The 25,291-nt window shown below is 70.5% G+C and carries 23 protein-coding genes, 1 tRNA gene and 1 other RNA gene; 9 read left to right on the top strand and 16 right to left on the bottom strand.

The annotated features are described in order from the left end of the window. A partial coding sequence (locus ABFC67_RS14150) for a 4Fe-4S dicluster domain-containing protein (RefSeq protein WP_346738674.1) occupies positions 1-445 on the bottom strand: 445 nt, incomplete at its 3' end. A gap of 127 nt (positions 446-572) precedes the next feature. On the opposite strand from ABFC67_RS14150, the gene rplM reads away from it, so the two are divergent. The 4 genes from rplM (at position 573) to ABFC67_RS14130 (ending at position 2,393) form a co-directional block, all read left to right on the top strand. After that, on the top strand, positions 573-1,001 hold the full coding sequence (rplM, locus tag ABFC67_RS14145) for a 50S ribosomal protein L13 (protein ID WP_346738673.1): 429 nt from the start codon (positions 573-575) through the stop codon (positions 999-1,001). Positions 1,002-1,008: 7 nt separating this feature from the next. Further along, complete coding sequence (gene rpsI / locus ABFC67_RS14140; RefSeq protein ID WP_346738672.1) at positions 1,009-1,404, top strand: 30S ribosomal protein S9; 396 nt, start codon at positions 1,009-1,011, stop codon at positions 1,402-1,404. 27 nt (positions 1,405-1,431) lie between these two features. Further along, positions 1,432-1,505: transfer RNA gene (locus ABFC67_RS14135), tRNA-Gln, on the top strand. Between the two features lie 348 nt (positions 1,506-1,853). Further along, entirely contained in the window at positions 1,854-2,393 is a 540-nt protein-coding gene (locus tag ABFC67_RS14130; protein ID WP_346738671.1) for a gamma-glutamylcyclotransferase family protein, read from the top strand. A gap of 16 nt (positions 2,394-2,409) precedes the next feature. On the opposite strand, the gene rpiA is transcribed toward ABFC67_RS14130, so the two are convergent. From rpiA to ABFC67_RS14095, 7 genes are all read right to left on the bottom strand, one after another. Beyond that, positions 2,410-3,054 (bottom strand): ribose-5-phosphate isomerase RpiA, encoded by a 645-nt coding sequence (gene rpiA, locus ABFC67_RS14125; RefSeq protein ID WP_346738670.1) that lies wholly within the window; start codon positions 3,052-3,054, stop codon positions 2,410-2,412. Positions 3,055-3,213: 159 nt separating this feature from the next. Further along, the gene (locus ABFC67_RS14120; protein ID WP_346738669.1) at positions 3,214-3,666 is read right to left on the bottom strand and encodes an EVE domain-containing protein; all 453 of its coding nucleotides are present in this window, start codon (positions 3,664-3,666) and stop codon (positions 3,214-3,216) included. 11 nt (positions 3,667-3,677) lie between these two features. Further along, positions 3,678-4,274 (bottom strand): 5-formyltetrahydrofolate cyclo-ligase, encoded by a 597-nt coding sequence (locus ABFC67_RS14115; RefSeq protein WP_346738668.1) that lies wholly within the window; start codon positions 4,272-4,274, stop codon positions 3,678-3,680. A gap of 27 nt (positions 4,275-4,301) precedes the next feature. Continuing rightward, a non-coding RNA gene (gene ssrS, locus ABFC67_RS14110) (6S RNA) lies at positions 4,302-4,488 on the bottom strand. Positions 4,489-4,496: 8 nt separating this feature from the next. Next, on the bottom strand, positions 4,497-4,799 hold the full coding sequence (locus ABFC67_RS14105; protein WP_346738667.1) for a cell division protein ZapA: 303 nt from the start codon (positions 4,797-4,799) through the stop codon (positions 4,497-4,499). 23 nt (positions 4,800-4,822) lie between these two features. Further along, the gene (locus tag ABFC67_RS14100) at positions 4,823-5,047 is read right to left on the bottom strand and encodes a TIGR02449 family protein (RefSeq protein ID WP_346738666.1); all 225 of its coding nucleotides are present in this window, start codon (positions 5,045-5,047) and stop codon (positions 4,823-4,825) included. Positions 5,048-5,056: 9 nt separating this feature from the next. Then, positions 5,057-9,685 (bottom strand): EAL domain-containing protein, encoded by a 4,629-nt coding sequence (locus ABFC67_RS14095; protein WP_346738665.1) that lies wholly within the window; start codon positions 9,683-9,685, stop codon positions 5,057-5,059. Positions 9,686-9,796: 111 nt separating this feature from the next. Here ABFC67_RS14095 and ABFC67_RS14090 point away from each other — a divergent pair, with 111 nt between their 5' ends. The 5 genes from ABFC67_RS14090 to ABFC67_RS14070 are packed head-to-tail and all read left to right on the top strand — an operon-like array spanning position 9,797 to position 15,204. Further along, positions 9,797-10,381: a UPF0149 family protein gene (locus ABFC67_RS14090; protein WP_346738664.1), complete on the top strand. Its 585-nt coding sequence runs from the start codon at positions 9,797-9,799 to the stop codon at positions 10,379-10,381. After that, complete coding sequence (locus ABFC67_RS14085) at positions 10,381-11,700, top strand: aminopeptidase P N-terminal domain-containing protein (RefSeq protein ID WP_346738663.1); 1,320 nt, start codon at positions 10,381-10,383, stop codon at positions 11,698-11,700. Before ABFC67_RS14090 ends, ABFC67_RS14085 begins: the two co-directional genes overlap by 1 nt. Then, the gene (locus ABFC67_RS14080; protein WP_346738662.1) at positions 11,697-13,037 is read left to right on the top strand and encodes an AcvB/VirJ family lysyl-phosphatidylglycerol hydrolase; all 1,341 of its coding nucleotides are present in this window, start codon (positions 11,697-11,699) and stop codon (positions 13,035-13,037) included. Before ABFC67_RS14085 ends, ABFC67_RS14080 begins: the two co-directional genes overlap by 4 nt. 18 nt (positions 13,038-13,055) lie before the next feature. Next, the gene (locus ABFC67_RS14075; RefSeq protein WP_346738661.1) at positions 13,056-14,576 is read left to right on the top strand and encodes a DUF5675 family protein; all 1,521 of its coding nucleotides are present in this window, start codon (positions 13,056-13,058) and stop codon (positions 14,574-14,576) included. A 49-nt stretch (positions 14,577-14,625) separates the two neighbouring features. Beyond that, positions 14,626-15,204 carry a hypothetical protein gene (locus ABFC67_RS14070; RefSeq protein WP_346738660.1) on the top strand — a complete coding sequence of 193 codons (579 nt, stop codon included), beginning with the start codon at positions 14,626-14,628 and terminating at the stop codon, positions 15,202-15,204. Positions 15,205-15,733: 529 nt separating this feature from the next. Here the strand turns inward: ABFC67_RS14070 and mprF are convergent. The 8 genes from mprF to ABFC67_RS14030 all read right to left on the bottom strand — a co-directional run bounded on the left by mprF (position 15,734) and on the right by ABFC67_RS14030 (position 25,184). Beyond that, positions 15,734-18,364, bottom strand: a complete 2,631-nt coding sequence (gene mprF / locus ABFC67_RS14065; protein ID WP_346738659.1) for a bifunctional lysylphosphatidylglycerol flippase/synthetase MprF — start codon at positions 18,362-18,364, stop codon at positions 15,734-15,736. A gap of 13 nt (positions 18,365-18,377) precedes the next feature. Next, complete coding sequence (locus ABFC67_RS14060; protein WP_346738658.1) at positions 18,378-19,265, bottom strand: AcvB/VirJ family lysyl-phosphatidylglycerol hydrolase; 888 nt, start codon at positions 19,263-19,265, stop codon at positions 18,378-18,380. Between the two features lie 51 nt (positions 19,266-19,316). After that, positions 19,317-19,436: a cytochrome bd-I oxidase subunit CydX gene (cydX, locus tag ABFC67_RS14055; protein ID WP_346738657.1), complete on the bottom strand. Its 120-nt coding sequence runs from the start codon at positions 19,434-19,436 to the stop codon at positions 19,317-19,319. Positions 19,437-19,488: 52 nt separating this feature from the next. Then, entirely contained in the window at positions 19,489-20,619 is a 1,131-nt protein-coding gene (gene cydB, locus ABFC67_RS14050; RefSeq protein ID WP_346738656.1) for a cytochrome d ubiquinol oxidase subunit II, read from the bottom strand. 18 nt (positions 20,620-20,637) lie between these two features. After that, on the bottom strand, positions 20,638-22,218 hold the full coding sequence (locus tag ABFC67_RS14045; protein WP_346738655.1) for a cytochrome ubiquinol oxidase subunit I: 1,581 nt from the start codon (positions 22,216-22,218) through the stop codon (positions 20,638-20,640). A gap of 2 nt (positions 22,219-22,220) precedes the next feature. Continuing rightward, positions 22,221-22,433, bottom strand: coding sequence for a cytochrome oxidase putative small subunit CydP (gene cydP, locus ABFC67_RS14040; RefSeq protein ID WP_346738654.1), 213 nt, complete (start codon positions 22,431-22,433; stop codon positions 22,221-22,223). 365 nt (positions 22,434-22,798) lie between these two features. Further along, on the bottom strand, positions 22,799-24,121 hold the full coding sequence (gene pepQ / locus ABFC67_RS14035) for a Xaa-Pro dipeptidase (protein WP_346738653.1): 1,323 nt from the start codon (positions 24,119-24,121) through the stop codon (positions 22,799-22,801). Positions 24,122-24,236: 115 nt separating this feature from the next. Beyond that, positions 24,237-25,184, bottom strand: a complete 948-nt coding sequence (locus ABFC67_RS14030) for a threonine/serine dehydratase (protein WP_346738652.1) — start codon at positions 25,182-25,184, stop codon at positions 24,237-24,239. Positions 25,185-25,291 lie beyond the last annotated feature (107 nt).

Below are 25,291 nucleotides of genomic sequence, written 5' to 3'. Positions count from 1 at the left end.
CCAGCGCGGCACGCAGCGCCGAGTCGGCCGGCAGCCGCCGCGCCAGCGCCGGCAGCCAGCGCCAGGCCGCGGTCGCGCGCAGCAGGGCGGCGACCGCGCGCAGCAGGGCCGGTCGCTCCAGCAGCGCGGCCAGCCGGCGCACGCGCGGCGAAGACGGGCCGAGCAGGGCGCGGGTCTCGGCCAGCAGCGCGCCGTACTGCACGCCGGACGGGCACACCCGCTCGCAAGCCAGGCAGCCGAGGCAGTGGTCGAGGTGGCCGCACAGGTCGGCGTCGGCGATCAGGGTGCCGGTGGCGACGGCCCGTGCCAGGGCGATGCGGCCGCGCGGCGACTCCGTCTCGGTGCGGTCCAGGCCGTAGGTGGGGCAGTACGGCAGGCACAGCCCGCACTGCACGCACTGGTCGGCCAGGGCGACGATGCGGTCGGCGCGGGGAGTCTCGGACATCCCCGTCATGCTATCATGTGCGTTCCCCGACCCGCGGCCCGCGGGCTTGCGTGCGCGAGAGGCATCCGCTATTCTCTCGCGCCTTTCGTTTTGACTTTTAAGTGCCTCGAACGGCAAAGGTTTCGAGATGAAGACGTTCAGCGCCAAGCCGGAGAGCGTCAAGCGCGATTGGCTCGTGGTCGACGCCACGGACAAGACGCTTGGCCGACTGTGCTCGGAGATCGCGCGCCGGCTGCGCGGCAAGCACAAGCCCGTGTTCACCCCGCATGTGGACACCGGCGACTATATCGTGGTGGTCAATGCCGAGAAGGTCGCCGTCACCGGCGCCAAGCTCGACGACAAGTACTACCACCGCTTCACCGGTTACGTGGGCAACCTGAAGTCGATGTCGCTGCGCGACATGCTGGCCAAGCACCCCGAGCGCGCGATCGAGATCGGCGTGAAGGGCATGCTGCCGAAGAATCCGCTCGGCCGCGCGATGTTCAAGAAGCTCAAGGTGTACCGCGGCGCGGAGCATCCGCATACCGCCCAGCAACCGCAGCCGCTCGAAATCTGAGGATCCCATGGCGACGACGCAGCAGAATTACGGTACCGGCCGCCGCAAGAGCTCCGCAGCGCGCGTGTTCCTGCGCAAGGGCAGCGGCAACATCACCGTCAACGGCAAGCCGCTCGACGCGTTCTTCGGCCGCGAAACCTCGCGCATGATCGTGCGCCAGCCGCTCGAGCTGACCCAGAGCGCCGACAAGTTCGACGTGCTGGTGACGGTCGAGGGCGGCGGCATGACCGGCCAGGCCGGCGCCATCCGCCTCGGCATCGCCCGCGCGCTGGTCGAGTACGACGAGACGCTGAAGTCGCCGCTGCGCAAGGCCGGCTTCATGACCCGCGACGCCCGCGAGGTCGAGCGCAAGAAGGTCGGCCTGCACAAGGCCCGCCGCGCCACCCAGTTCTCCAAGCGCTGATCGGGGCTACTGGCAGCGATCCGTTTTTGGGGGATCGTCTAATGGTAGGACTGCAGACTCTGACTCTGCCTATCTAGGTTCGAATCCTAGTCCCCCAGCCATCCAACGGTCTCGGCGAGACCCGAAGAACAAAAACCCCGCGCGATTGCGGGGTTTTTTGTGCCTGTGGTTTCCGGGCTCATCCCGAAGCGGGATGGCGGCTGAAGCCGCGTGCAGGGTCGGGGCAGTTGTGCCGCGTACGGCGAACGGCCGTTGCGATCTTGATCTGCGTCCTTGCGCGCGTTTCCGCGGACGCAGACGATAGCCGGCGGTGCTGCGCGGGGATTCTGCGGCCGGCGCGAGCGCGGATCGCTGCGAGTGCTGCGGCGCGAGGGTGGAGCCCATGGGCGCGCCGCCGAAGCGCCGCAGATGACGCAAAGACGGCTTCGGAGCGGTCTGCGGGAGGCACGATGACCACGATCCGCTACTTCACCTATGGGCCCAACCTGCTGCGCGAGCGGCTGCTGGCGTGCTGTCCCGGCGTGGTCCATGTGGGGCGCGCGGCGCTGCCGGATAACCGGTTGGTGTTCGACAAGGCCAGCGCGGACGGGTCGAGCAAGTGCGCATTCGAGTCGGCCGAAGGCGAGGCCGTGCACGGCGTGCTGTGGGACGTGCCGGAGGATCGGTTCCCCGCGCTCAATCTGGCCGAAGGCACGGACGACGGCTACAAGCGCTGCATGGTGGAGGTGGTGCCGGAAGGCGGCGGCGTGGTCGAGGTGCTGGCCTATCGCGCGCTCAGGCGCTGGGTCGACGTGCCGCCCTACGACTGGTACCTGGCGCTGGTCGTCGCCGGCGCGCAGCAGCAGGGTTTGCCGCAAGCCTACATCGAGCGCCTGCGCGCGACGCCTTTCGTTGCTGACGACGACCTGCACCGCGCCGAGCGCGTCGCGGCGCTCGCGCTGCTGCAGCAGGCCGGCATGGCGAACGTGCTCGCGTCGCTCGCGCGCTGACCCGGCGCGTCGCGCTTCAGGTCATCTCGCGGTCGCCGACCAGCACGACGTCGGCGGGGCGCTGCGCGAACAGGCCGACGGTGACCACGCCGGCGAGCTGGTTGAGGTCGCGCTCGAGGCCGACCGGGTCGACGATGGCGAGGCCGTGCACGTCGAGGATCCAGTTGCCGTTGTCGGTGACGACGCCGTCGCGCCACACCGGATTGCCGCCGCGCTTGACGATCTCGCGGGCGACGTAGCTGCGCGCCATCGGGATCACCTCGACCGGCAGCGGAAACTTGCCGAGGATGTCCACGCGCTTGCCGCTGTCGATGATGCAGACGAAGCGCTTCGACGCCGCGGCGACGATCTTCTCGCGCGTCAGCGCGGCGCCGCCGCCCTTGATCAGGCGCCTGTGCGGATCGCACTCGTCGGCGCCGTCGACGTACAGCGGCAGTTCGCCGGCGGCGTTGAGGTCCAGCACCTCGATGCCGCGCTCGCGCAGCAGGCGCGTGCTCTGCTCGGAGCTGGACACCGCGCCCTCGATGCGGTCGCGCCGCCTGGCCAGCGCTTCGATGAAGTACGCGACGGTGGAGCCGGTGCCGACCCCGACCACCATGCCGTCCTCGACGTAGCGGATCGCGGCTTCGCCGGCCAGGCGTTTCTCGTTGTCTTTGCTCATGAGGATGCGCGGTAGGTGGTGGACGGCGGCCGTGGCCGCGGCGGCGGTCAGGATAGCCTATCGTCGCTGCCGCGTTTCGGCATGCGCGCGGGAGGCGCAGGGGATTCCCGCCTGCGCGGCAATCGCGCCATGTCGTTCGTTCCGGTTTCCGGCGCCGGCTCACTCCAGCCCGAGGATGAAGTCCCACTGGGCCTGCGTCACCGGCTGCACGGACAGGCGGGTGCCGCGCTGCACCAGCGGCATCGCCGCGAGTTCGGGGTGGGTCTTCAGCTCGTCGAGGGTGATGATGCGCTTCAGCTTGCGCACGTACTTCACGTCGACCAGCACCCAGCGCGGCTCGTCGCGCGTGCTGCCGGCGTCGAAGTGGCGGCTGCGCGGGTCGAACTGGGTGGGGTCGGGGTAGGCGGCGCTGGCGACCTCGGCGATGCCGACGATGCCGGGCGCGGCGCAGTTGGAGTGGTAGAAGAACGCCTTGTCGCCGGGCCGCATGCCGTCGCGCATGAAGTTGCGCGCCTGGTAGTTGCGCACGCCGTCCCAGGCTTCCTTGCGCTTGCGCGCGAGGTCGTCGATCGAGAAGGCTTCGGGTTCGGACTTCATCAGCCAGTGGGCCATCGCGTCTCGTCTCAGGCGGCGGTGCAGTCGATCAGGTCCTGCTCGGTGGCGACGTAGTCGAGGCGCACGTCCCAGGGCTGCGCGCGCAGCGCGGAGATTTCCTGGAACGCGTAGCCGACGCCGACCAGCAGCGGCCGCGCCGGCCGCGCTTGCTCGCGCAGGAAGGCGAAGCTGGCGTCGTAGTAGCCGCCGCCGAAGCCGAGCCGGTGGCCGCGGCGGTCGAACGCCAGCAGCGGCACCAGCACCACGTCCAGTTCCGGCGGCGACAGCCACTGCGCGCGCGGCACGACCGGTTCGGGAATGCCGTAGCGGTTCGCTTCGAGCGCATCGCCGCTGCGGTACGGCGCGAACATCAGGCTGCGTGCACCGGCGATCACCGGCAGGTGGTAGCGCTGCCCGCGTGCGCCCAGCCGGCCGACGGCGATGTTCAGCGGCAGCTCGCCGGTCACGGCCCAGTAGCCGCCGATGCGCGGGTCGACCATGAACTCGGGCAGCCGCTCGAGCTGGCGCGCGACGCCTTGCGCGGCTTCGATGCGCGCGGCGGCGGGAAGGGCCTGGCGCCGCTCGCTCAGGCGCGCACGCTGGTCACGGCGGTCGGCGGCGTCCACGCAGGTTCCGTGCGGGAAGAAAGTGGGGTGCCCTCCGCGGTGCCGGTGCGCACCGAACGACCTTGATCCCGAGGATCAGGTGGGAGGGCTTACGTGGCTTTAGGCTTTCCGCACGTGACGGACTTGCGCACTGACCGCGTTGTTGCCGACCCGGGGTCGTGTAATAGGAACAAGGCAAATGTTGGAGTGCGCTGGTCGCACACCGCAGGGGACACCTTGCGGCTATTTTAAGTGCGTCAGCAGGGCGCCTTCAAGCTTGCGTCGCAGCGTGCCGAGCCCGTCGCTCAGCGTGCGCGCCTGCGCGTCGTGGCGCTGGCGCAGGTCGAGCAATTCGTGTGCCACGCCGAGCGCGGCGAGCACCGCGATGCGGTCGAAGCCCGGCGTCTTCGCGTTGGCGCGGATTTCGCGCATCTTGCCGTCGATCAGCGCGGCGGCGGCGAGCAGGCCGGCGCGCTCCTCGGGCGCGCAGGCGACGAGGAACTCGCGGTCCAGCAGCTTGACGTTGACCGGTTCGGCGGCGCTCATCGCGGTTCCCCCTGCCGCGGGCGTCAGCCCGGGTTTTCCAGTGCGCGCAGGCGCTGGATCATCGCCTCGACGCGCGTGCGCGCCTGCTCGTTGCGCGCGAGCAGCCCGGCCCGCTCGCTGGCGAGCTGTTCCTGGCTGTGGCGCAGGCTCTGGTTCTCCTCGGCCAGCCGCCTGAGCGTGTCCAGCAGGCTGTCGAGGGAGACGTCCAGAGCCTGGATTTCGGCCTTGAGCGGATCGGCATCGGTCATGGCGATCGACTATAGGTGGCTGACGCGCAGGCGGTCAACGCGCTGCTGCAGGAAAGCGAGGCAGGCCTCCGCGTGCAGCGGCCGCGACAGCCAGTGTCCCTGGATTTCGTCACAGTTCTGCTCGCGAAGGTACTCCAGCTGCTCGCGCGTCTCGACGCCCTCGGCGACGACGTTCAGGCCCAGCGAGTGCGCCATCGCGATCACCGTGGCGGTGATCGCCTCGTCGTCGGGGTCGGAAGTGATGTCGCCGACGAATTCCTTGTCGATCTTGACGCTGTCGATCGGCAGCCGCTTGAGGTAGGCCAGCGACGAGTAGCCGGTGCCGAAGTCGTCGATGGCGACGCGCACGCCGATCGCCTTCAGCTCGCCGAGCGTGCGCACCGACTGCTCGGCGTTGGCCATGACCATGCTCTCGGTGAGTTCCAGCTCGAGCTGGTCGGGCGCGACGTCGTGCTCGGCGAGGATGTCGCACAGGTGGCTGGTCAGCTCGCCGCGGGTGAGCTGGGCGACCGACAGGTTCACCGCCATGGTCAGGCCGCGCAGTCCGGCTTCGCGCCAGCGGCGCAGCTCGGCGCAGGCCGTCGCCAGCACGAACTCGCCGATCTCGACGATCTGCCCGGTTTCCTCGGCCAGCGGGATGAACTCGCTGGGCGGGATCTCGCCGAGATCCTCGCTGTGCCAGCGCAGCAGCGCCTCGACGCCGGTGATGCGGTCGTCGGACAGCGACTGCTTGGGCTGGTAGACCACGCTGAACTCGTTGCGCTCGAGCGCGCGGCGCAGCGCGGCGATCATGGTGGCGCGCATGCGCGCCTGCGCGTCCATGGCCTCGGTGTACACCATCCAGGTGTTGCGGCCGCGGTCCTTGGCCTGGTACATCGCGGTGTCGGCGTACTTCAGCAGGTCGGTCGGCACCTGGCCGTGGTCCGGGTACAGGCTGATGCCGATCGACGGCGAGATCACCACTTCCTGGCTGGTTTCCAGTTCCAGCGCCGCACTGAAGGCTTCCAGCAGTTTGCGCGCCATCGTCTCGGCGTCGAGGGTGTCGCGGATGTCCTCCAGTACCACGGTGAACTCGTCGCCGCCCAGGCGGGCGACGGTGTCGTGCTCGCGCACGCAGGCGCGCAGGCGCGCGCCGGCCGCCTTCAGCATGCGGTCGCCGGCGGCGTGGCCCATCGAGTCGTTGACGTGCTTGAAGCGGTCGAGGTCGAGGAACAGCACGGCGACCTTGCGCCCGCTGCGGCGCGCGCGAATGATCGCGTGGCCGAGGCGCTCGCCCAGCAGGGTACGGTTGGGCAGGCCGGTCAGGGTGTCGTAGTTGGCGAGGTAGCGCAGCTCCTGTTCGACGCGCTTGCGGTCGGTGATGTCGGACAGCACGCCGACGTAGTGGGTGCGTGCACCGCCGGCGTCGCGCACTTCGCTGAGTTCCATCCAGCACAGGAACTCCTCGCCGTCCTTGCGCCGCTGCCACAGCTCGCCGCGCCAGTGGCCGGTCTCGGTGAGGATGCGGCGCACCTGCTCGTAGGCCTCGGGCGGGTGCTGGTGGCAATTCAGGATGGTCGCGTCCTGGCCCAGCACCTCTTCCTCGCCGTAGCCGGCCATGCGCGTGAAGGCCTGGTTGACCGAGGTGAAACGGAAGTCCAGATCGCAGACGGTGACCGCCTCGGCCATGCTGCGGATCACCTCGGCGGCGATGCGGCGATCGCGCTCGATCGCGCGCGAGAAGGTCACGTCGCGCGCGGTGCCGCACACGCGCAGCGGCTGACCCTGGGCGTCGCGCTCGACCACCTTGCCGCGCGACAGCGTCCACACCCATTCGCCGCGCGCGTTGATCACGCGGTACTCGGCCTCGAAGTGGTCGGTCAGGCCGTTGACGTGGTCGGCCAGCGCGCGCTCGACGCGCGGCAGGTCGTCCGGATGCACGGCGAAATTGCGCCAGTCCTCGGCGGAAATGCGGTCGCCGCGGCGGCTGCCGAGCAACTGGTCGGCGCCCATGCGGTAGAGCTGGCCCTGGCGCATGTCCCAGTCCCAGAACTCGTCGCCCGAGCCCCACAGGGCCAGCCGCAGGCGGTCCTCGTGCTGCTGCAACTGCTCGCGGTGGCGCCGCTCCTCGCGGCGCCTGCCGCGCCAGGCGTACCAGCCCAGCAGGGCCGCCAGCGAGGCGGCCAGCGCCAGCGCCGCGCGCATCGTGCGGGTCGCCCACCACGGCGGCATCACCTCGACGCCGAGCGCGGCCACGCCCTTGCCGAACACGCCCTCGTGGTTGCTGCCGCGCACCTCGAAGCGATAACGGCCGGCGGGCAGGTTGGTGTAGGTGGCGCTGTGCCGCGTGCCGGCGTCGATCCAGTCGTTGTCGAAGCCGTGCAGGCGGTACTGGAAGCGGTTCAGCGCCGGCGCGGCGAAGTCGAGCGCGGCGAAGTCGACGCGCAGCAGGCGATCGGCGCGCTGCAGGCGCAACTGGCCGTCGGCGGGCGGCGACGCGTCGGTCAGGCGGTTGTCGATCTGCACCGCGGTGACCACCACCGGCGGATCGTAGCCGCTCTGCCGCAGGCGTTCCGGCTGCACGCGGTCCATGCCGGCCACTCCGCCGAACATCAGTTCGCCGGAGCGCAGGCGCAGGCAGACGTTGCTGTTGTATTCCAGGCCCTGCAGGCCGTCGCGCAGGGTGAACGAGCGTACCTTGCCGTCGGCGGGATTCAGCCGCGAAATGCCGAGGTTGGAGCTGATCCAGAGCTGCCCGGAGGCGTCGTCGAGGACGCAGTAGACGGTCGGGTCGGGCAGGCCTTCGCTGACCAGGTAGCGGCGGAAGTGCGCGCCGCGGGCGTCCGTCGCCACCAGCCGGTTGAGGCCGCTCTGCGTGCCGACCCACAGCGTGCCGTCGTCGGCCACCTGCAGATCGGTGACCACGCGCCCGCTCAGCGAGTCCGGGTGGCCCGGATTCTCGCGGAAGGTGCGGATCGTGCCGCTGGCAGGGTCGATCAGCGACAGGCCGTCCGTGGTGCCGGCCCAGACGCGGCCATCGTGGTTCTGTGCCAGCACCACCACGATGTCGGAGGCGAGGCTTTGCGGATCGGCCGGATCGTGCCGGTAGTGGCGCACCACGTGGCCGTCGCGCACGTGCAGCAGGCCGCGTCCGGACAGGCCCAGCCACAGGCTGCCGTCGCGGTCCACCGCCAGCGCGCGCACGCCGACCGCAGCCAGCGCGCTGGCGTGGGCGTCCATGGGATAGACGCGCGCGCCGCCGCTGGCCGGATCGAACTGGAACAGGCCGCGGCTGGTGGCCACCGCCAGCCGGCCATCGCCGATGCCGGCGATGCGGTACACGCGCACGCCGGGCTCGCTGTCGTTCGCGCCGAGCGCCCGTGCAAAGGCGTCGCGCTCGGCTTCCGCGGCGTGCGCCGCTGCGCTCTCCTGCGCCTGCGTGAGGGCCGCGCCGTAATCGGTGAACTGCTGGCTGCGGCGGTCGTAGCGCTTGAGCGTGCTGTCGGCACCGACCCACAGTGCGCCGTCGGGGGTCTGGTACAGCGCGCGCACGAAGTTGCCCTCGGGGGTGCGCGCGGCGCTCGTGTCGATGACGTCCTGGAACAGCGTTCCGCCCGGATCCGTGAAGGCGACGCCGTGCGAGCGCAGTCCCGCCCAGAGCAGGCCGGAACGGTCGACGAACAGGGTATTGACGTACGACTGCGGCAGGCTGCCCGGCAAGTCCGGATCGGGGGTCAGGATGCGCGCCTCGCCGCTGCCCGGGTCGAGGCGCACCAGCCCCAGCTCGCGCACACCCAGCCAGAGCCGGCCGTCGTGGTCGCGCGCGATCGTGCTGACGTCGGTGGCGCGCGCTTCCGCGCCGGCCGCCGGCCACAGGCGCGCGAGCCTGCCGTCGGCGGGGTGGTAGCGGAACAGGCCGTGCGGGCCGCCCAGCAACAGCTCGCCGGCGGCCGCGCAGAGCGCGGTCTCGGGGGCGATTACGGCGGGCCGCGCCAGCGCGCGCGCCGTGGTGGCGTGCGGGTCGAAGGCGAGCAGGCCGGTGAAGGTGGTGGCGTAGACCTGGCCGTCGGGGCAGCGCGTGAAGCCGTAGGTGAACGAGCGCTCGCGCGAGGGCGCCCGCCACAGCGGCACGCGCTGCCGGTAGGGCGGATCGACGGCGTCGATGCCCTCGGCGCTGGCCACCAGCAGCCGCCCCCCCGGCGTGCCGCTGAGCGCGAATACCGGCAGGTCGGGACGGCCGACCGTCGCCGGCAGGGGCACGATGCGGTTGCTGGCGGGATCGAACAGGGTCAGGCCGCCCGCGTTCGAACCCACCCAGAGGCGGCCCTCGCCGGCAACCGACAGCGAGGACACCAGGTTGTCGGGAAGGCTGTCGGCGCGCGCGGGGTCGTGCGGGTAGCGCTGCAGGCGGTAGCCGTCGTAGCGGTGCAGGCCGCCCTGGGTGACGAACCACAGGTAGCCCTGCGGATCCTGCAGGATCGTGGTGACGCTGTTCTGCGCCAGGCCGTTGGCGCTGGTCAGCGTTTCGAAGTAGTAGTCGCGCTCGTGCGCCGCCACCGTCGCGCAGGCGAGCACCAAGGCCAGCAGCGCCAGGCGGCGGCAGGTCGCGCACAGCATCCGGCGCAGCGGCCGGAGTTTTCTCGATGCACACGTGGTCATGCGCGTCCGCGATATCCCCCTGCGGGGAGTGTAGGGCCTGGCCGGGAAACCTGCACGGAACGTGCCGCGGCGCCGGTCGCCGCTGCTAGAATTCGCGCCGACGGGAGCGCCATGGCCGAGATACCCTCCATCACCCACGCCGAACTCGGCGCCGCGCTGGCCCGGCTGCGCTTCGGCGTCGCCGCCAGCGACCTGCACGGTTCGCTGACCGGCTACCTGTGCGGCGGCGGCCGCGCCGGCGCGCGCGACTTCCTCGAAGCGCTGGCGCTGGAGGGCGAGGACGCCGGTGCCGCCAACGGCGCGCACCGCGTGCTGGAGCAACTCTACGGCGAATGTCACGCCCAGCTCGAGGATCCGGAGCTCGGTTTCGCACCGCTGCTGCCGGAGGACGGGCGCCCGCTCGCCGAACGCGCCGACGCGCTGGTCGAATGGTGCCGCGGCTTTCTCGGCGGGCTCGGCCTGGCCGGGCTCGGCGCGCAGCGTCCGCTCAGCGACGACGGCCAGGAGATCCTGCGCGACCTCGGCACCATCGCCGGCTCGCGCTTCGCCTACGGCAACGACGACGAGGACGAGAACGCGCTGGCCGAGGTGCTCGAGTTCGTGCGCGTCGGCGTGCTGCTGCTGTACGTCGAGCTGAACCTGCCGCGGCGCGGAGTCAAGCCTGGCGTCAAGCCCGGTCCCGGCACCCTGCACTGATGATCGCACCTGCCGAGTTCGCGCGGCGCCGGCGCCAGTTGATGCGCATGGCCGGCGAGGACGCCGCGGTGATCGTGGCCGCGGCGCCCGAGCGCATGCGCAACGCCGATGCCGCCTACCCGTACCGGCAGGATTCCGACTTCCACTACCTCACCGGCTTTCCCGAGCCGGAGGCGGTGCTGGCGCTGCTGCCCGGGCGCCGCGCCGGCGAGACGATCCTGTTCTGCCGCGAGCGCGCGCCCGAGCGCGAGCGCTTCGACGGCGCGCGCATCGGCAGCGAGGGCGCGGTGCGCGACTTCGGCAAGGACGACGCGTTCCCAATCGACGACATCGACGACATCCTGCCCGGCATGATCGAGGGCCGCGCGCGCCTGTACTGCCACTTCGGCCGCGACGCCGACTTCGACGCCAAGCTGCTGATGTGGGTGCGCCGGCTGCGCGCGCTGCGCGGCGGCGGCGTGGTGCCGAAGGAATTCGTCGCGCTGGCGCACCTGCTGCACGACCAGCGCCTGTACAAGTCGCGCGCCGAGCTGAAGCTGATGCGCCGCGCCGCGGAGGTGGCCGCGCACGCCCATCACGCCGCGATCCGCGCCACCCGCCCCGGCGCCGGCGAGTACGAGGTCGAGGCCGCGCTGCTGCACGCCATGCGCGCGCGCGGCGCGGTGCCGTCGTATCCGCCGATCGTCGCCGGCGGCGCCAACGCCTGCGTGGCGCACTACAGCGCCAACCGTGCGCCGTTGCGCGACGGCGACCTGCTGCTGATCGACGCCGGCGCCGAGGTCGAGTGCTACGCCTCCGACATCACCCGCACGTTCCCGATCGGCGGCCGCTGGTCGCGCGAGCAGCGCGCGCTGTACGAGGTCGTGCTGGCAGCACAGGAAGCGGCGATCGACGAGGTGCGCCCCGGCCGGCCGTTCAGCGCCGCGCACGAGGCCGCGGTGCAGGTGATCGCCGAGGGCCTGTGCGCGCTCAAGCTGCTCCGGGGCGGCGCCCGCGCGGCGATCGCCAGCGGCGCCTACCGGCGCTTTTTCCCGTACAAGACCGGCCACTGGCTCGGCCTCGACGTGCACGACGTCGGCGACTACCGCGTCGACGGCGAACCGCGCCTGCTGGAACCCGGCATGGTGGTGACGGTCGAGCCCGGCATCTACATCCCGCCCGACGAACGCGGCGTGGCGGAGCGCTGGCGTGGCATCGGCATCCGCATCGAGGACGACGTCGCCGTGACCGCCGGCGCGCCCGAAGTGCTGACCGCCGCCGTGCCGAAGGAACCCGACGCACTGGAAGCGCTGCTGGCGCAGCGCAAGGATTTCCCATGATCGCGACGTTGCTGAACCTGGCGCTGGCCGCCGTGCCGCTGCCCGCCGTCGAAACGCTGGACTACGGCCTGTTCGGCCCGGTGGCGATCGCGCGCCCGGCCGGCGCGTCGCGGCGCAGCGTGCTGCTGTTTTCCGACCTCGCCGGCCCCGATGGTGCCACCGCCGCCTACGCGCGCGGCCTCGCCGAGCGCGGCGGCCTGGTGTTCACCGTCAGCTTGCCGGCCTACCTCAAGCGCCTCGAAGCGCTGAACGAGAAGTGCAGCTATCCGGCCGGCCACGTCGAGGAGTTGGCGCACTGGATGGAGCGCCACGTCGCCATGCCGGGTTACCAGCCGCCGTATCTCGCCGGCTTCGGCGCCGGCGCGGGCTTCGTCTACGCGCTGGGCGTGCAGGCGCCGGCCGGCACCTTCGCCGGCGTGGCGACGCTGGGCTGGGACTTCGACCTGCGCCTGCCGCGCGCGTTCTGCCCCGGCGATGCCGGCGTGGCGACCATCGCCGCCGCGCGCGGCTTCCGCATCGCCCCGGTGACGCCGCTGCCGTTGCCGTGGGCGGCGCCGGCGCCGGCCGCCGGCGCGCGCATGAATGGCCCGTTCGGCGCGCTGCGCGAGTTGTTCGCTTACGTTCCCGATGCGCAGGCGCATGACGGCGCCGCGCTGGCTGGCACGCTGGACGCGCTGAACGCGCCGCCGCCCGGCGCCGCCGCGAACGACGACGCGCTCGGCGACCTGCCGCTGACCGAGATCGCGCCGCAGGGCGCGGAGGACGGCCGCATCGCCGTGATCCTCACCGGCGACGGCGGCTGGGCCGGCCTCGACAAGGGCGTCGCCGCGGTGCTGGCGCAGCACGGCGTGCGCGTGGTCGGCATGAGCTCGCTGGAATTCTTCTGGCACAAGCGCACGCCGGAGGAAACCGCGCAGGCGGTCGCGCGCATCGTCCGGCACTACGGCACGCAGTATCCGCACGCGCGCTTCGTGCTGATCGGCTATTCCTTCGGCGCCGGCCTGGTGCCAGTGGTGGCGAACCGCTTGCCCGAGGACGCGCGCTCGCGCGTCGCCGGCGGCGTGATGATCTCGCCCGATCCCGAGGCGGTGTTCGAGATCAAGGTCGGCGACTGGTTCGGCGACGTGCACCAGCCGGGCGCGCTGCCGGTCGACCCCGAAGTCGCCGCCAGCAAGGTGCCGCTGGTGTGCGTCTCCGGCCAGACCGAACAGGGCGCCTACTGCACCGGCCCCGCCGCGCGCAAACAGGTGCACTGGGTGCAACTGCCCGGCGGCCACCACTACGAAGGCGACTACGCCAAGCTGGGGCAGGCGATCCTCGAGGCGCTGCCGGAGTAGCAAGGCAGCGCGCCGAGGTTGTCGGCGCTGGACTCGTCGCCTGACGAACCCGCATCGGCGGGCGTGGCGACGGTAGGCTACCCGGACGGCAACCAGGCCACCTACGCGTATACGCGCGGCGTGGTCTCGGGCGTCACGCTCACGGTCGGCGGCAATGCGGTGACCGGCGCCAGCGCGATCGGCTACCGCGCCGGCGACCTGGCGATGGCGTCCTGGACGTCGAGCAACGGGCTGGCCGCCACGCTCAGCTACGACACCGACCTGCGGCTGACCGCGATCAGCGTGCCGGGGGTGCAGAGCCTCGGCTTCACCTACGACGCAGCAAACCGCATCACGCAGATCGCCAACGGCATCGACGGCAGCCTGACGCAGAACTTCGGCTACGACGCCCAGTCGCGGCTGACCTCGGTGTTCGGCGACGCTGCGAACGAGAGCTACGGCTACGACGCCAACGGCAACCGCCTCACCCAGGTGGTCAACGGCGCCAGCGACACCCTGAGCTATGCGGCCGCGGGCAACCGCCTGCTGGGCCGCACGGGCGTCACCTACGGCTACGATCCGCAGGGCAACCTGACCTCGCTGTCGACCGGCACGACGTACCAGTTCGATGCGTTCAACCGGCTGGTGCAGGCGGCGGGGACGAGCTACTACGTCAACCCGGAAGGCCTGCGGCTGCGCAAGACGTCGGTGGCGGGCACGACCTACTTCGCGCCGGACCTGGGCAACGCGCTGCTGGCGGAGAACGACGACGGCGCCTGGGTCGACTACGTGTGGCTGAACGGGCGGCTGATCGGGCGGATCAGCGGGGGCCAGGTCGCGGCCATCCACGTGGACCAGGTGGGGCGGCCGGAGGCGGTGACGGACGCCGGCCGCACGCTCGTCTGGCGGGCGCGGAACCTGGCCTTCACGCGCAACGTGGTGCTGGCGAACGGCCTCACGCTGAACCTGGGCTTCCCGGGGCAGTACTATGATGCGGAGACGGGGTACTGGAACAATGGGTTTCGGGATTACGATGCGGCGGCGGGAAGATATGTCGAGAGTGACCCAATAGGATTACTCGGGGGGGGCAATACATATAGCTACGCGGTTGGCGATTCCGTCCAGCTTGTCGATCCATCCGGTATGCGTGTCACAATCACGATTGCAAATCGAACTTACTCGACTACAGGGAAAAGTGTGGCAGGAACGATAAGTGTTGTAAGTGATCGAACGTCAAGTTCGTTTTCTGGCTACACGATGGAAAATGCTCATGCTGGCGACAATGGCAGCAAAACACCAATACCTGCTGGCACATATGATGCCGTTATTAGATCAGATCATACGCCGCATCGAGTTGAGTTGGAGAACGTTCCTGGGTATGAGAATATTCAAATTCACAACGGAAGTTACCCTAGGAACTTCAAGGGGTGTATTGGTGCTGGAACGTCGCACAAAACCGATTTCTTAGGAAACACGATAGATGCGTTGAATCAAATTAATGCTGTGATTCAGGCAGACGGAACGGGCTCAATTAGCGTAACTGTTGGGGAAATCCACTAATAGGTGCATTTGTGGGCTGGATTGGTCGTAGAAGCGCAGGAGAAACTCAATGCGGGCATTGATGGCGTTTTATTTAACCGCGTTAGTGTGCTTGTCTTCTTCGTGCGCCGATGGCGGTGGTGTTTCCGCTGCTAATTGCCAAAGTGCTCTCGATACTTTTATGGCACATCCGTCTCGTCATACACTCTTTGGAGTGTCAAAGGCGGAAGGAATTAATTGCTGGAACTTGGTTAAACAATCAAACGTTTATCTCTCTCGGCTCGAAAAGCTTGTGGGTCGTGGAGACTCGTGGGCTGCGCGGTACATGGCGGAAAATATAAAAACGTTGGATGGTGGCAATTTGGAGGATTCTCTAATCTCGCTTGGGCTTTTTGCGGACCATGATATGGAGGGGCTCCTTGGTCTCGCCCACGAAGGCCTTCTTTCCGCGGGCGAGTTGGCAGATAGTCTGACTATGCTTCCCCTGTCGTTGAGCGATGACCCGGGAGCGCAGCTGTCTGTTCTGCGTGAGAGGAAGAACAAAGTGAAGCTTGTGAAGAACGCCAATTTAAGCATTCAGAAAGAGCAGGCGCTTAGGGCGATCGAAGAGTTCGAGGCAGAAATTAGGAATAAAGATAGGGGTGGTTAGTCAATTGAAATAGGGCGGAACATGGGGGCGTAGCCAATTACAAATCTTTTAGAAGGTAACGTCATGTTGTGATAGATTATTCGCATGACGAACCGAAAGGCCGACTGAATATCCCCGACTTTCCGACACCGATTCTCAAGCGGTGGGTGTCGCGGGATTGGTCCCGGGTGTCTCCCCCGCGCGGAAACAGCAGATAACAGGTTCTCGGCGCGCTGCGCTTCGTGCAGCGTCGGCAAGACGCGCCGGCCATAGGCTGTTCGGCGTGCTGGCTTCGCAGCCGCACGCTGACGGCGGAGACGGAGGGATCCCTATGAGCGCGCATCAGGGAAGCGTGTACGGTCGCACGAGCCGTCGTGCCTTGCGCATGGAGAATTGGGGACGGAGGCAATTAACCGGCAACGACCTGCGTCAGCCTTGAATGCTGATGCCGCTGGATCCCTGCCTGTATGGGAATATGGGGACGTAGCCAATTAAGTCAGGCCACCTACGCGTATACGCGCGGTGTACAAGTTGAGTAATTGCCCGGCACCTACCCGCCGAACACGAACCGCCGATAGCCGCCCGACACCAGCGCGGCGATGTCGAGCAGCAGGCCGGGCACCCACAAGCCGCGCGGGTAGGCGAGGTAGGCGCCGACCCATTCCGGCCTGAACTTGTCCTTGTAGCGGCGCACGCCCTGGTAGTTGTACAGCTTGTTGCCGTGCTGGAAGGCCAGCGCGGCGAGGCGCTCGTTGGTGCGCGCGTAGGGATTGGCGCCGACGTTGGACAGCGGCGCCATGCCCAGGCTGAACGTCGCGTAGCCCTGCTCCTTCGCCCACTGCATCACCTGCGCGAACAGGTAGTCCATGGTGCCGCGCGGCGCGTCGGGCAGGTGGCGCATCAGGTCGACGCTGGCGGTGCCGTTGGGGCCGTATGGCGGCAGCACGTTGGCGAAGGCGATCGGCTCGCCGGCGCGGCGCACCAGCGCCAGCGGGCTCCAGGCGAGGTAGTCGGGATCGTAGCGGCCCAGCGAAAAACCCTTCTCGCCGGAGCCCTTGTCGGCCAGCCAGGCGTCGGAGATGCGCTCGACGTCGGCCAGCACCGCGGTATCGAACGGCGGTTGCGCGATCTCGAATGTCAGCTGTTCGCGCGCGGCGCGGTTGACCGCCTGGCGCAGGTCTTCCCAGCGCTTGCCGGCGAGGGAGAACTCATCGAGGCGCACCAGCGCCAGCTCGCCGAGCTTGAACAGGTCGAAGCCGAGGTCGTGGTAGACGGATAGTTCGGGTTCCAGCACCTCGTAGAACACCGGCACGCGGTCCTGGCTGTCGGCGAAGCGGCGGAAGTCGAGGATGGCGCGCTCGATCGCCTCCGGCGCGCCGCACGGCGAACCCAGCGCGACGAGGCGATCGCGGATCGCGCCGTAGGCGATCACCGCCGCGTGGTCGGCGGCCCACAGCAGATGCTTGTCGCCCATGAAGGTGAGGTGGGCGAATTCGCCGCCGCCGTGCTGCTGGTACAGCGCGCGCGCCTGCTCCAGCTCGGCGCGGTCGGGTTTGGGCAGTTGCGGCCGCTTCACCGCGAATGCCTGCCAGATCAGGTACAGCACCAGGCCGATCAGCGCCGCCGCCAGGCCGCGGCCCAGCCGCGAGCTGTGCGCGCCGAGGCCGACCTCCCACAGGTCGAAGCTGTCGTCGCCCAGCACCGCCGCCACGCCGATCGCGAAGAACACCGTCACCACCACGATCAGGCCGGTCAGCCAGCCCAGCGTGCGCGCCGAGGACAGGTTCATCGCACGGCGCGAGAAGTCGGCGCGGCGCGTGCGCAGCAGGCCGGACACCGCCAGCAGGAACGCCGCTTCGCCCCAGTGCAGGCCCTTCGTCACCGCCAGCACGGCGCTGATCCACAGCACCCATTGGGCGACGCGATAGGCCATGCGCAGGCGGCCGTCGATGCCGCGCGCCAGGCCCAGCAGCAGCACGCCGGTCAGCACCGACAGCCAGTGCGAGCCTTCGATCGCCTGCAGCGGCAGCAGGTGACGCGCGTGGATGAATCGCTCCTGCAGCGAGGGCATCGCCGCCGAGCCGAGCTCCAGCACGCCGGCGCCGAAGGTCAGCAGCGCCAGCAGGCGCACGCCGAGGTCGGCGAGCATGCTGGCCGGCAGGCCGAGCACGCCGAACAGCGGATGGCCGGCGAGGCGCGCGCGCAGCCGCGTCAGTACCGGCACGCGCTGCGCCAGCATGGCGGCGCCCAGGTACAGCGCGGCCAGCAGCGGCAGCAGGTAGTAGGCGACGCGGAACAGGATCAGGCCGGCGGTGATGCCCGCGGCGGGCAGGCCGGCGCCGCTGAGCGCCAGCAGCAGCAGGCCGTCGAACACGCCGAAGCCGCCGGGGATCATGCTGACCAGGCCGAGTACCGCGGCGCCGGTGTAGGCGCCCAGCAGCACCGTCAGCTCGACCGGCACGCCGGCGAGGCGCAGGCACAGCCACAGCACGGCGCCGGCCAGCAGCCAGTCGGTCAGCGACAGCAGCGCCAGTTCGAAGCGCAGGCGCAGCGGCGGCAGGCCGGCGTCGTCGGGCAGCCAGCGCATCAGTGCGCGGCGACCGGTCAGCAGGAAGTACAGCGGCAGGTACAGCGCCGCCGCGGCCAGCACCGCCAGCGCCAGCGCCTGGGTCGCGGCGTTCGGCGTCACCGGCGTGATGCCGGCGGCGAGCGCGGCGATCACCATCGCCGACAGGCCCAGCGGCAGCGACAGCACCTGCAGGCCGATCAGCGCGGCGGTGCGCTTCAGCGGCACCTGCTGCGCGGAGAAGCCGAGCAGGCGCACGCCGGAGCCGACCGCGCCGGACAGGTTCAGCGTGTTGGCCAGCGCGTTGGCGACGAACGACAGCCGCAGCATCTCGCGCAGCGGCACGCCGATTCCCAGCCAGCGCGCGATGCGCAGGTCGATCAGGCCGGTGAACGCGACCGCCAGCAGCGCCAGCGCGGCCATGCCGGCGGCGTGCACGGTCGGCACGTGCACCAGGGTGTGCTCCATGTCGCGCAGGTCGAAACCGGCCAGCTCGCGCCACAGCAGCCCGCCGGTCAGCAGCAGGAAGCCGAGCGGGATCGCCCAGCGCAGGCGCGCCAGTCGCGAGGCGGGCTGCGGCGCGTCGACGGGCGTGTCGGTCGGCGTGACGTCCATGCGGCGTTCCGGTTCAGCGCTCGGGTGAAGGTGCGCCCATGGTCGCATGCGGCGCTGGCAGCAGGCTTTCGAGCGCCTCGCGGTACTGCGGCATCCAGTTGTGCGGCACGCCGAAGCCGTGGCCGACGTGCGGCAGCGGCCACACGCGCGCACCGTCGGCGCCCTGTGCGTAGTCGGGCGCGTAGTGCGGCGCGCAGACCTGGTCGATGTCGCCCTGCAGCACCCGCCACGGCGCGCCGAGGCGTTCGGCGCGGTTGAACACCGGCGAGCGGAACGGGCTGGTCTGCATGAAGCTGGTCAGGCGGCCCGCGCCGGGGCAGAACGTGCGGTGGAACATCAGGTCCGGGCAGAAGCCCAGGCTGAGGCCGCCGGCGAACGTGCCCTGCGGCGCCTGCGCCAGCGCGGCGTAGACCAGGGTGGCGCCGGAGGAATAGCCGGCCAGCAGCACCGGCAGCGCGCGCGGCAGGCCGAGGTCGCGCTCGATGCGCGCGGCGAGTTGCGCCAATAGCGCGCCGCTGTCGGTGCAGCCGCCGGCGTTGGCGTCCACGGTCTTCAGGAACTTCGGCATGTCGAAGCCGGCCACCCACAGCCCCTGCCCGGCGGCGGTGTGCGCCATGTCGCGCACGCCGAGGTTCCAACCGCCGTCGCCGGAGGCGAACAGCAGCAGGCCGCGCGCCGCGCCCTGCGGCGCGTAGACGGTGACCAGGCCGAACGGCGGCGCCTCGATCAGCCGCGCGGCGGCGGGGTCGGGGCGATTCTTCGCCGGCCGCGCGTCGGCCGGATGCGCGCGCGAGGGCGCGGAGGCAGTCAGGGTCGCCTCGTCGTCGGGCTGCGATGCAGGTACGGCGGCAGCCACGGCCTGCATGCAGGCCATGGCGGCGACGAAAATCAGGATGCGCATCGACGGTCTCCACACGCGAAAAAGCGAAGACCGTGACGTTGCGCGGGAATTTCAGCGCCCTCGGCGGTCGCGGCGGGCCTGTTCGTCGGCTTGCACCTCGTACCAGATGGCGTTGAGGATGCCGAACGCACAGGCCAGGCCGAGACCGAGGACCCAGCTGAAGTACCACATGGCTCGCGAGTCTCCTGCAGCGGCGAATGGTAGGGACTTTGACGGTGGCGACTCAATACATGCCGTGGCTCTTGCGCACCTGCTCGAGCGTCACCCGCCCGCGCAGCACGCGATAGACCCAGGCCGTGTAGGCCAGCACGATCGGCAGGAACACCAGCACGCAGACCAGCATGATGCCCAGCGTGGCGCGGCTGGAGGAAGCGTCCCACACGGTCAGGCTGGAGCGCGGATCGAGGCTGGACGGCAGCAGGAACGGGAACAGCGCGAAGCCGGCCGAGAGGATGGTGCCGGCGATCATCGCGCTGGAGGCGAGGAAGCCGCCCAGTCCGCGCCGCCCGGCCAGCGCCAGCACGCCCAACGCGCCGGCGACGCCGGCCGCAGGCGCCAGCCAGAACAGCGGCCGCAGCGCGTAGCCGCCGAACCAGTTGGCGCTGCCCGCGACCGTCTTGAACAGCGGATTGGAGGCGCCTTCGCCGCTTTCGACCGCGCCGATCGCGAGGCCCGGCACGCGGTAGGCCAGCCAGGCGCCGGCCAGCGCGTAGGCGACGAGGAAGGCGAGCGCGCCGATGCGCGCGACGCGCGCGGCGCGCGCGGCCAGCGCCTCGTCGGCCTTCAGCGCGGCGTAGGTCGCGCCGTGCGTGGCCAGCATGGCCAGGCTGACCAGGCCCGCCAGCACCGCGAACGGGTGGAACAGGTCGAGCAGGCCGCCCTGCCAGGTCATGCGCAGTTCCTCGTCGAAGCGGAACGGCACGCCGAGGAACAGGTTGCCGAAGGCGACGCCGGCGACCAGCGCCACCACCACGCCGGACAGGGTCAACGCCCAGTCCCAGAAGCCGCGCCAGCGCGCGCCCGGCATCTTGTTGCGGAAATTGAAGCCGACCGGCCGCACGATGAAGGCCAGCAGCACCACGAACATCGCCATGTACAGGCCGGAGAACGACACCGCGTACAGCAGCGGCCACGCCGCGAACGCGGCGCCGCCGCCGAGCACGAACCATACCTGGTTGCCTTCCCACACCGGCTCGATGGTCTCCAGCAGCGCGCGCCGCTCCTCGTCGTTGCGGCCGATCACCTTCAGCAGCGCGGCCACGCCGAAGTCGAAGCCGTCGAAGATCGCGAAGCCGATCAGCAGCACGCCGAGGATCAGCCACCAGGTCACGCGCAGGAATTCGTAGTCGAACATGGCGCGGCTCCTTGTCGGTCAGGCGTTCGCGGCGGCTTGCAGCGGCATCGCCGGCGCGGTGGCCGGCGGCGGCCACATGCCGAGGCCGTCCGGACCCTTGCGCGCGTACTTCAGCATCAGCATCGCGTCGACCACGGCGAGCGCGGTGTAGAACAGCACGAAGCCGCCCAGCGAGAACAGCACCTGTGCGGCGGTCACCGAGGACACGCCCAGCGCGGTCGGCAGCACGCCCTCGATCGCCCACGGCTGGCGCCCGTACTCGGCGACGATCCAGCCGAGCTCCGCGGCCAGCCACGGCAGCGGCAGGCTCCACAGCGCCACGCGCAGATACCAGCGGTGCGCGTCGAGGCGGCGCCGGCTGGCCAGCCAGAACGAGTACGCGAACAGCGCGATGAAGAAGAAGCCGAGGCCGACCATCGCGCGGAACGACCAGAACAGCACCGGCACGTCGGGGATGGTGCTCGCGGCTGCGCGCCGGATGTCCGCCGGCGTGGCCTGGCGCGGATCGTCCATGAAGCGCTTCAGCAGCAGCGCGTAGCCGAGGTCGTCGGCGTGATCCTTGAGGGCGAGGCGCGCGTCGGCGTCGCCGCGATCGGCGCGCAGCTTCAGCATCGCGTCATACGCCATCAGGCCGTCGGCGATGCGTTCCTCGGCGTGCTGCTCCAGGTCGTTGATGCCCGGCAGCGTCGTGTCGGTGGAGCGCGTGGCGATCAGGCCGAGCGCCCACGGTACGCGCACCGCCGCGTGCGTGGTGCGCGTGGCGACGTCGGGCAGGCCGAACACGGTGAACGCGGCCGGCGGCGGCTCGGTCTGCCACATCGCCTCGATCGCGGCCAGCTTCATCTTCTGGTTCTCGGACACGGTGTAGCCGGACTCGTCGCCCAGCACCACCACCGACAGCGCCGCGGCCAGGCCGAAGCTCGCCGCCACCGTCATCGAGCGCTTGGCGAACTCGAGGTTGCGCCCGCGCAGCAGGTACCAGGCGCTGATCGACAGCACGAACATCGCGCCGACCACGTAGCCGGCGCTGACGGTGTGCACGAACTTCGCCTGCGCGACCGGGTTGAGGATCACTTCCTTGAACGAGGTGATCTCCATGCGCATGGTGTCGGGGTTGAACGCGGCGCCGACCGGGTTCTGCATCCAGGCGTTGGCGATCAGGATCCACACCGCCGACAGGTTGGTGCCGAGCGCCAAGAGGAAGGTGCAGACCAGGTGCTGCAGCCGGCTCAGCCGCTCCCAGCCGAAGAAGAACAGGCCGACGAAGGTGGCCTCGAGGAAGAACGCCATCAGCCCTTCGATCGCCAGCGGCGCGCCGAAGATGTCGCCGACGTAGTGCGCGTAGTAGGCCCAGTTGGTGCCGAACTGGAATTCCATGGTCACGCCGGTGGCGACGCCCATGGCGAAGTTGATGCCGAACAGCACGCCCCAGAACTGCACCATGCGTTTCCAGATCTCGCGCCCGGTCATCACGTAGACGCTCTCCATGATGGCGAGCATCCACGACAGGCCGAGCGTCAGCGGCACGAACAGGAAGTGGTACAGCGCGGTCAGCGCGAACTGCAGGCGCGACAGGTCGACGACGCTGGTGTCGGGCATGGTCAGCTCCCTTGCGTAGGTGCGAGCGTGCGTTCGATCGCGGCGGGGCACGTGTCCGGCCGCGGATACGGCGCGAAGAAGGCGTAGTAGACGGCCAGCAGCAGGGCGAGCTTGACGATCACCGCGCCGACCAGCTCGAAGCCCAGGCGACGCAGCTCGCGGCGCGGGGCGGGCGCGCCGCGGGGCGCTGCCGGGAGTCGTGTCGCAGGCGTCATCGCGATGCCCTCTTGCCGCGCGCGCGGCGTACGCCTGCCGCAGCCGAGAGGCGGCGCGGCAGTCCGTCGCAGCGTGCCGTGTCGTCGACGATGATCGCGGTTCGATGACGGCGGAGTTTGACGGGGGTCAAACCCGTGTTGCGGCCGATGGGCCGCGCGAAGCGCACCGTTTCAGGGGGCAGGTCGCGCGGCTATGGCTTGCGGCTTCCACGCGCCGCCTCATGGCGTGGCGCTTTCCCCTCTCTCCCCGACGGGGCGCGGCCGCGACGTTTCGCGCAGGACGGCGCAACGCGCAAGATGCGGCCGCCCCGCCCCGCGCCGACGCCGGTGGCCGGTGGACGGGGCGGCGTGCCGATCCGCGCCGGCTACGCGGCGGCGAAGGCGTCGCGGGTGAGGTTCTCGGGTTCGCCGTCGGTGCAGACGACGTCGTCCTCGATGCGGATGCCGCCGTACTTGCGGAACGCGTCGACCTTCGCCCATTCGACGTCGCGGCCGGCCGGCTTCGCTTTCAGCTCGTCGAGCAGCATCGGGATGAAGTAGATGCCGGGCTCGATCGTCACCACCATGCCGGGCGCGAGCGTGCGCGTCAGGCGCAGGTAGGGATGGCCCTCCGGCTTCGGGATGGCGCCGCCCGTCTCGCTCTTCTGGAAACCGGCGACCTCGTGCACCTGCAGGCCGATGCCGTGGCCGAGACCGTGCGGGAAGAACGCCGCCGACACGCCGGACGCGACCGCGCTCTCCGCGCTCGCGCGGATGAAGCCGTGCTCGCGCAGGACGCCGGCCAGCACGTGGTGCGCGTGCAGGTGCAGCGCGGCGTAGTCCTGGCCGGCGCGCACGCGCGCGCAGAAGCCGCGCTGGGCCGCGTCGACCGCGTCGATCAGCGCCTGGAACTCGCCCGCCTGCGCTGCCGCATGGGTGCGGGTGATGTCGCTGGCGTAGCCGCAGAAGCTGCCGCCCGCGTCGATCAGGAAGCTCAGCGCCTGCGCCGGCAGCGTGCGCTCGAAGTCGGTGTAGTGCAGCACGGCGCCGTGCGCGTTCAGGCCGATGATGTTGGCGTAGGGCAGTTCGTTGTCGGTCTGCGCCGCGGCGTGCAGGTAGGCCATGTGGATGCCGTACTCGGATTCGCCGGCGCGGAACGCCCGCTCGGCGGCGCGATGCGCGCGCGCGCCGACCGCGCTGGCCCGGCGCATCATCTCCAGTTCGTACGGCGTCTTGTAGGCGCGGTGGTAGTGCAGGTGGTCGAGCACCGCCTGCGGGTTGTTCGGCGCGTAGCCGTCCACGGCGGCGTTCGCCTCGCCGAGGATCGCGCAGCGCGCGGCGTCCGCGGGGAAGTGCGCGCGCGCCTCCTCGGGGCGGCGGATGATCGCGACGTCGAAGTGCTCGACCCAGTAACCCGCCGGCGCCTGCGGCACCACGTGCCAGTAGTCGTGCGGCTGCAGGAACACCAGCTTGGGCTTGCGGCCCGGCGTGTAGACCAGCCAGGAGCCGGGCGCGTTCGTCACCGGCAGCCAGGCCTTGAAGTGCGGGTTGACCGCGAACGGATACGGCCGGTCGTCGAGGAACTGGTAGTGCGCGACGCCCGCCGGCACCAGCAGGTGATCGTGGCCGGAGCGCGCCAGCGCCGTCTCGGTGCGCGTGCGCAGGGTGGCGAGGTGGGCGGGATAAAGCGCGGCCAGGGCATCGGTCATCGGGCGATCTCCGTAAAGACCGCCATGGTGCCGCGAAGCGTCCCGCGCCGCAAAGAGATGACCGTACGCGGCGGGCGCCGCGCGGGCGGCGATCCTCGATCCGCAGGCGCGCGGGTCACGCCAGCGCGGCGGGATCGCCGTTGCCGCCGCAGACGATCACGCCGACGCGCTCGCCCGGCGCCGGCCGGTACGCGCCGGCCAGCAGCGCGGCCAGCGCGGTGGCGCCGCCGGGCTCGGCGAACACGCGCAGCTCCCGCCACAGCGCACGCTGCGCGGCGCGGATGGCGTCGTCGTCGACCAGCACCACGTCGGCGACATGCGCCTGCGCCAGCGCGAACGCGATGCTGCCGGCCCGGCGCGCGCCGAGGCTGTCGGCGGCGAGGCCCGATACCGGCACGTCCACCGGCACGCCGGCGTCCAGCGCGCGGCGCAGCGTGGCGCAACCGTGCGGCTCCACGCCGACCACGCGCACGCGGCCGGCGTACCACGCGGCGACGCCGGCGATCATCCCGCCGCCGCCGACCGCGACCAGCACGGTGTCGAGCCGCGGCGCCTGCGCTTCCAGCTCGCGCGCCAGCGTGCCCTGGCCGGCGACTACGTCGACGTCGTCGTAGGCGTGCACCGGCAGCGCGCCGCTCTCGGCGCGGCGCGCCTCGCAGGCGGCCAATGCCTCGGCGTAATCGCGGCCGCCGACGCGCACGTCCGCGCCGTAGTCGCGCAGGCGCGCCAGCTTGGCCGGCGCGACGATCTCCGGCACGAAGATCTCCGCGCGCACGCCGAGCGTGCGCGCGACGTGCGCCACCGCGGCGCCGTGGTTGCCGCCGGAGGCGGCGATCAGGCCGGCGGCGGGCAGCGCGGCCTGCGCCAGCACGCGGTTGAACGCGCCGCGCGGCTTGAACGAGCCGGCGTGCTGCAGGCTTTCCAGCTTCAGCGTGACGGCGGCCGCGGGCGCCAATCCGAACGCGCCGCGCTCCAGTTCGACGACGGGGGTGACGCGCACGCGGCCGGCGATACGCGCGGCGGCGGTTTCGATGGCGGGGTGGTCGGGCAGGACGGCGCTCATGACGGATCGTGTCGATGCGGACGAAGGCCGAGCTTAGCGCGCCGCGGCGTCGCAGCGTTCGACCGGGCCCGCGCCCGGCGTGGTCGAGGCGACCGACGCCAGCACGT

It is taken from the genome of Mizugakiibacter sp. (assembly GCF_039680435.1).
Lineage (GTDB): Bacteria > Pseudomonadota > Gammaproteobacteria > Xanthomonadales > Rhodanobacteraceae > Mizugakiibacter.
Note: the sequence above shows the minus strand (reverse complement) of the source record. Positions and strands in the feature narration are given on the sequence as shown.

What these genes read in the sequence shown, in the direction of transcription:
- ABFC67_RS14060 (WP_346738658.1), bottom strand. Translation starts at nt 19,265, where the DNA reads ATGCGCATCCTGATTTTCGTCGCCGCCATGGCCTGCATGCAGGCCGTG.
- ABFC67_RS14105 (WP_346738667.1), bottom strand. Translation starts at nt 4,799, where the DNA reads ATGAGCGCCGCCGAACCGGTCAACGTCAAGCTGCTGGACCGCGAGTTC.
- ABFC67_RS14120 (WP_346738669.1), bottom strand. Translation starts at nt 3,666, where the DNA reads ATGGCCCACTGGCTGATGAAGTCCGAACCCGAAGCCTTCTCGATCGAC.
- rplM (WP_346738673.1), top strand. Translation starts at nt 573, where the DNA reads ATGAAGACGTTCAGCGCCAAGCCGGAGAGCGTCAAGCGCGATTGGCTC.
- cydP (WP_346738654.1), bottom strand. Translation starts at nt 22,433, where the DNA reads ATGACGCCTGCGACACGACTCCCGGCAGCGCCCCGCGGCGCGCCCGCC.
- ABFC67_RS14045 (WP_346738655.1), bottom strand. Translation starts at nt 22,218, where the DNA reads ATGCCCGACACCAGCGTCGTCGACCTGTCGCGCCTGCAGTTCGCGCTG.
- ABFC67_RS14095 (WP_346738665.1), bottom strand. Translation starts at nt 9,685, where the DNA reads ATGACCACGTGTGCATCGAGAAAACTCCGGCCGCTGCGCCGGATGCTG.
- ABFC67_RS14090 (WP_346738664.1), top strand. Translation starts at nt 9,797, where the DNA reads ATGGCCGAGATACCCTCCATCACCCACGCCGAACTCGGCGCCGCGCTG.
- rpiA (WP_346738670.1), bottom strand. Translation starts at nt 3,054, where the DNA reads ATGAGCAAAGACAACGAGAAACGCCTGGCCGGCGAAGCCGCGATCCGC.
- mprF (WP_346738659.1), bottom strand. Translation starts at nt 18,364, where the DNA reads ATGGACGTCACGCCGACCGACACGCCCGTCGACGCGCCGCAGCCCGCC.
- cydX (WP_346738657.1), bottom strand. Translation starts at nt 19,436, where the DNA reads ATGTGGTACTTCAGCTGGGTCCTCGGTCTCGGCCTGGCCTGTGCGTTC.
- ABFC67_RS14070 (WP_346738660.1), top strand. Translation starts at nt 14,626, where the DNA reads ATGCGGGCATTGATGGCGTTTTATTTAACCGCGTTAGTGTGCTTGTCT.
- pepQ (WP_346738653.1), bottom strand. Translation starts at nt 24,121, where the DNA reads ATGACCGATGCCCTGGCCGCGCTTTATCCCGCCCACCTCGCCACCCTG.
- ABFC67_RS14085 (WP_346738663.1), top strand. Translation starts at nt 10,381, where the DNA reads ATGATCGCACCTGCCGAGTTCGCGCGGCGCCGGCGCCAGTTGATGCGC.
- ABFC67_RS14130 (WP_346738671.1), top strand. Translation starts at nt 1,854, where the DNA reads ATGACCACGATCCGCTACTTCACCTATGGGCCCAACCTGCTGCGCGAG.
- ABFC67_RS14080 (WP_346738662.1), top strand. Translation starts at nt 11,697, where the DNA reads ATGATCGCGACGTTGCTGAACCTGGCGCTGGCCGCCGTGCCGCTGCCC.
- ABFC67_RS14030 (WP_346738652.1), bottom strand. Translation starts at nt 25,184, where the DNA reads ATGAGCGCCGTCCTGCCCGACCACCCCGCCATCGAAACCGCCGCCGCG.
- rpsI (WP_346738672.1), top strand. Translation starts at nt 1,009, where the DNA reads ATGGCGACGACGCAGCAGAATTACGGTACCGGCCGCCGCAAGAGCTCC.
- cydB (WP_346738656.1), bottom strand. Translation starts at nt 20,619, where the DNA reads ATGTTCGACTACGAATTCCTGCGCGTGACCTGGTGGCTGATCCTCGGC.
- ABFC67_RS14100 (WP_346738666.1), bottom strand. Translation starts at nt 5,047, where the DNA reads ATGACCGATGCCGATCCGCTCAAGGCCGAAATCCAGGCTCTGGACGTC.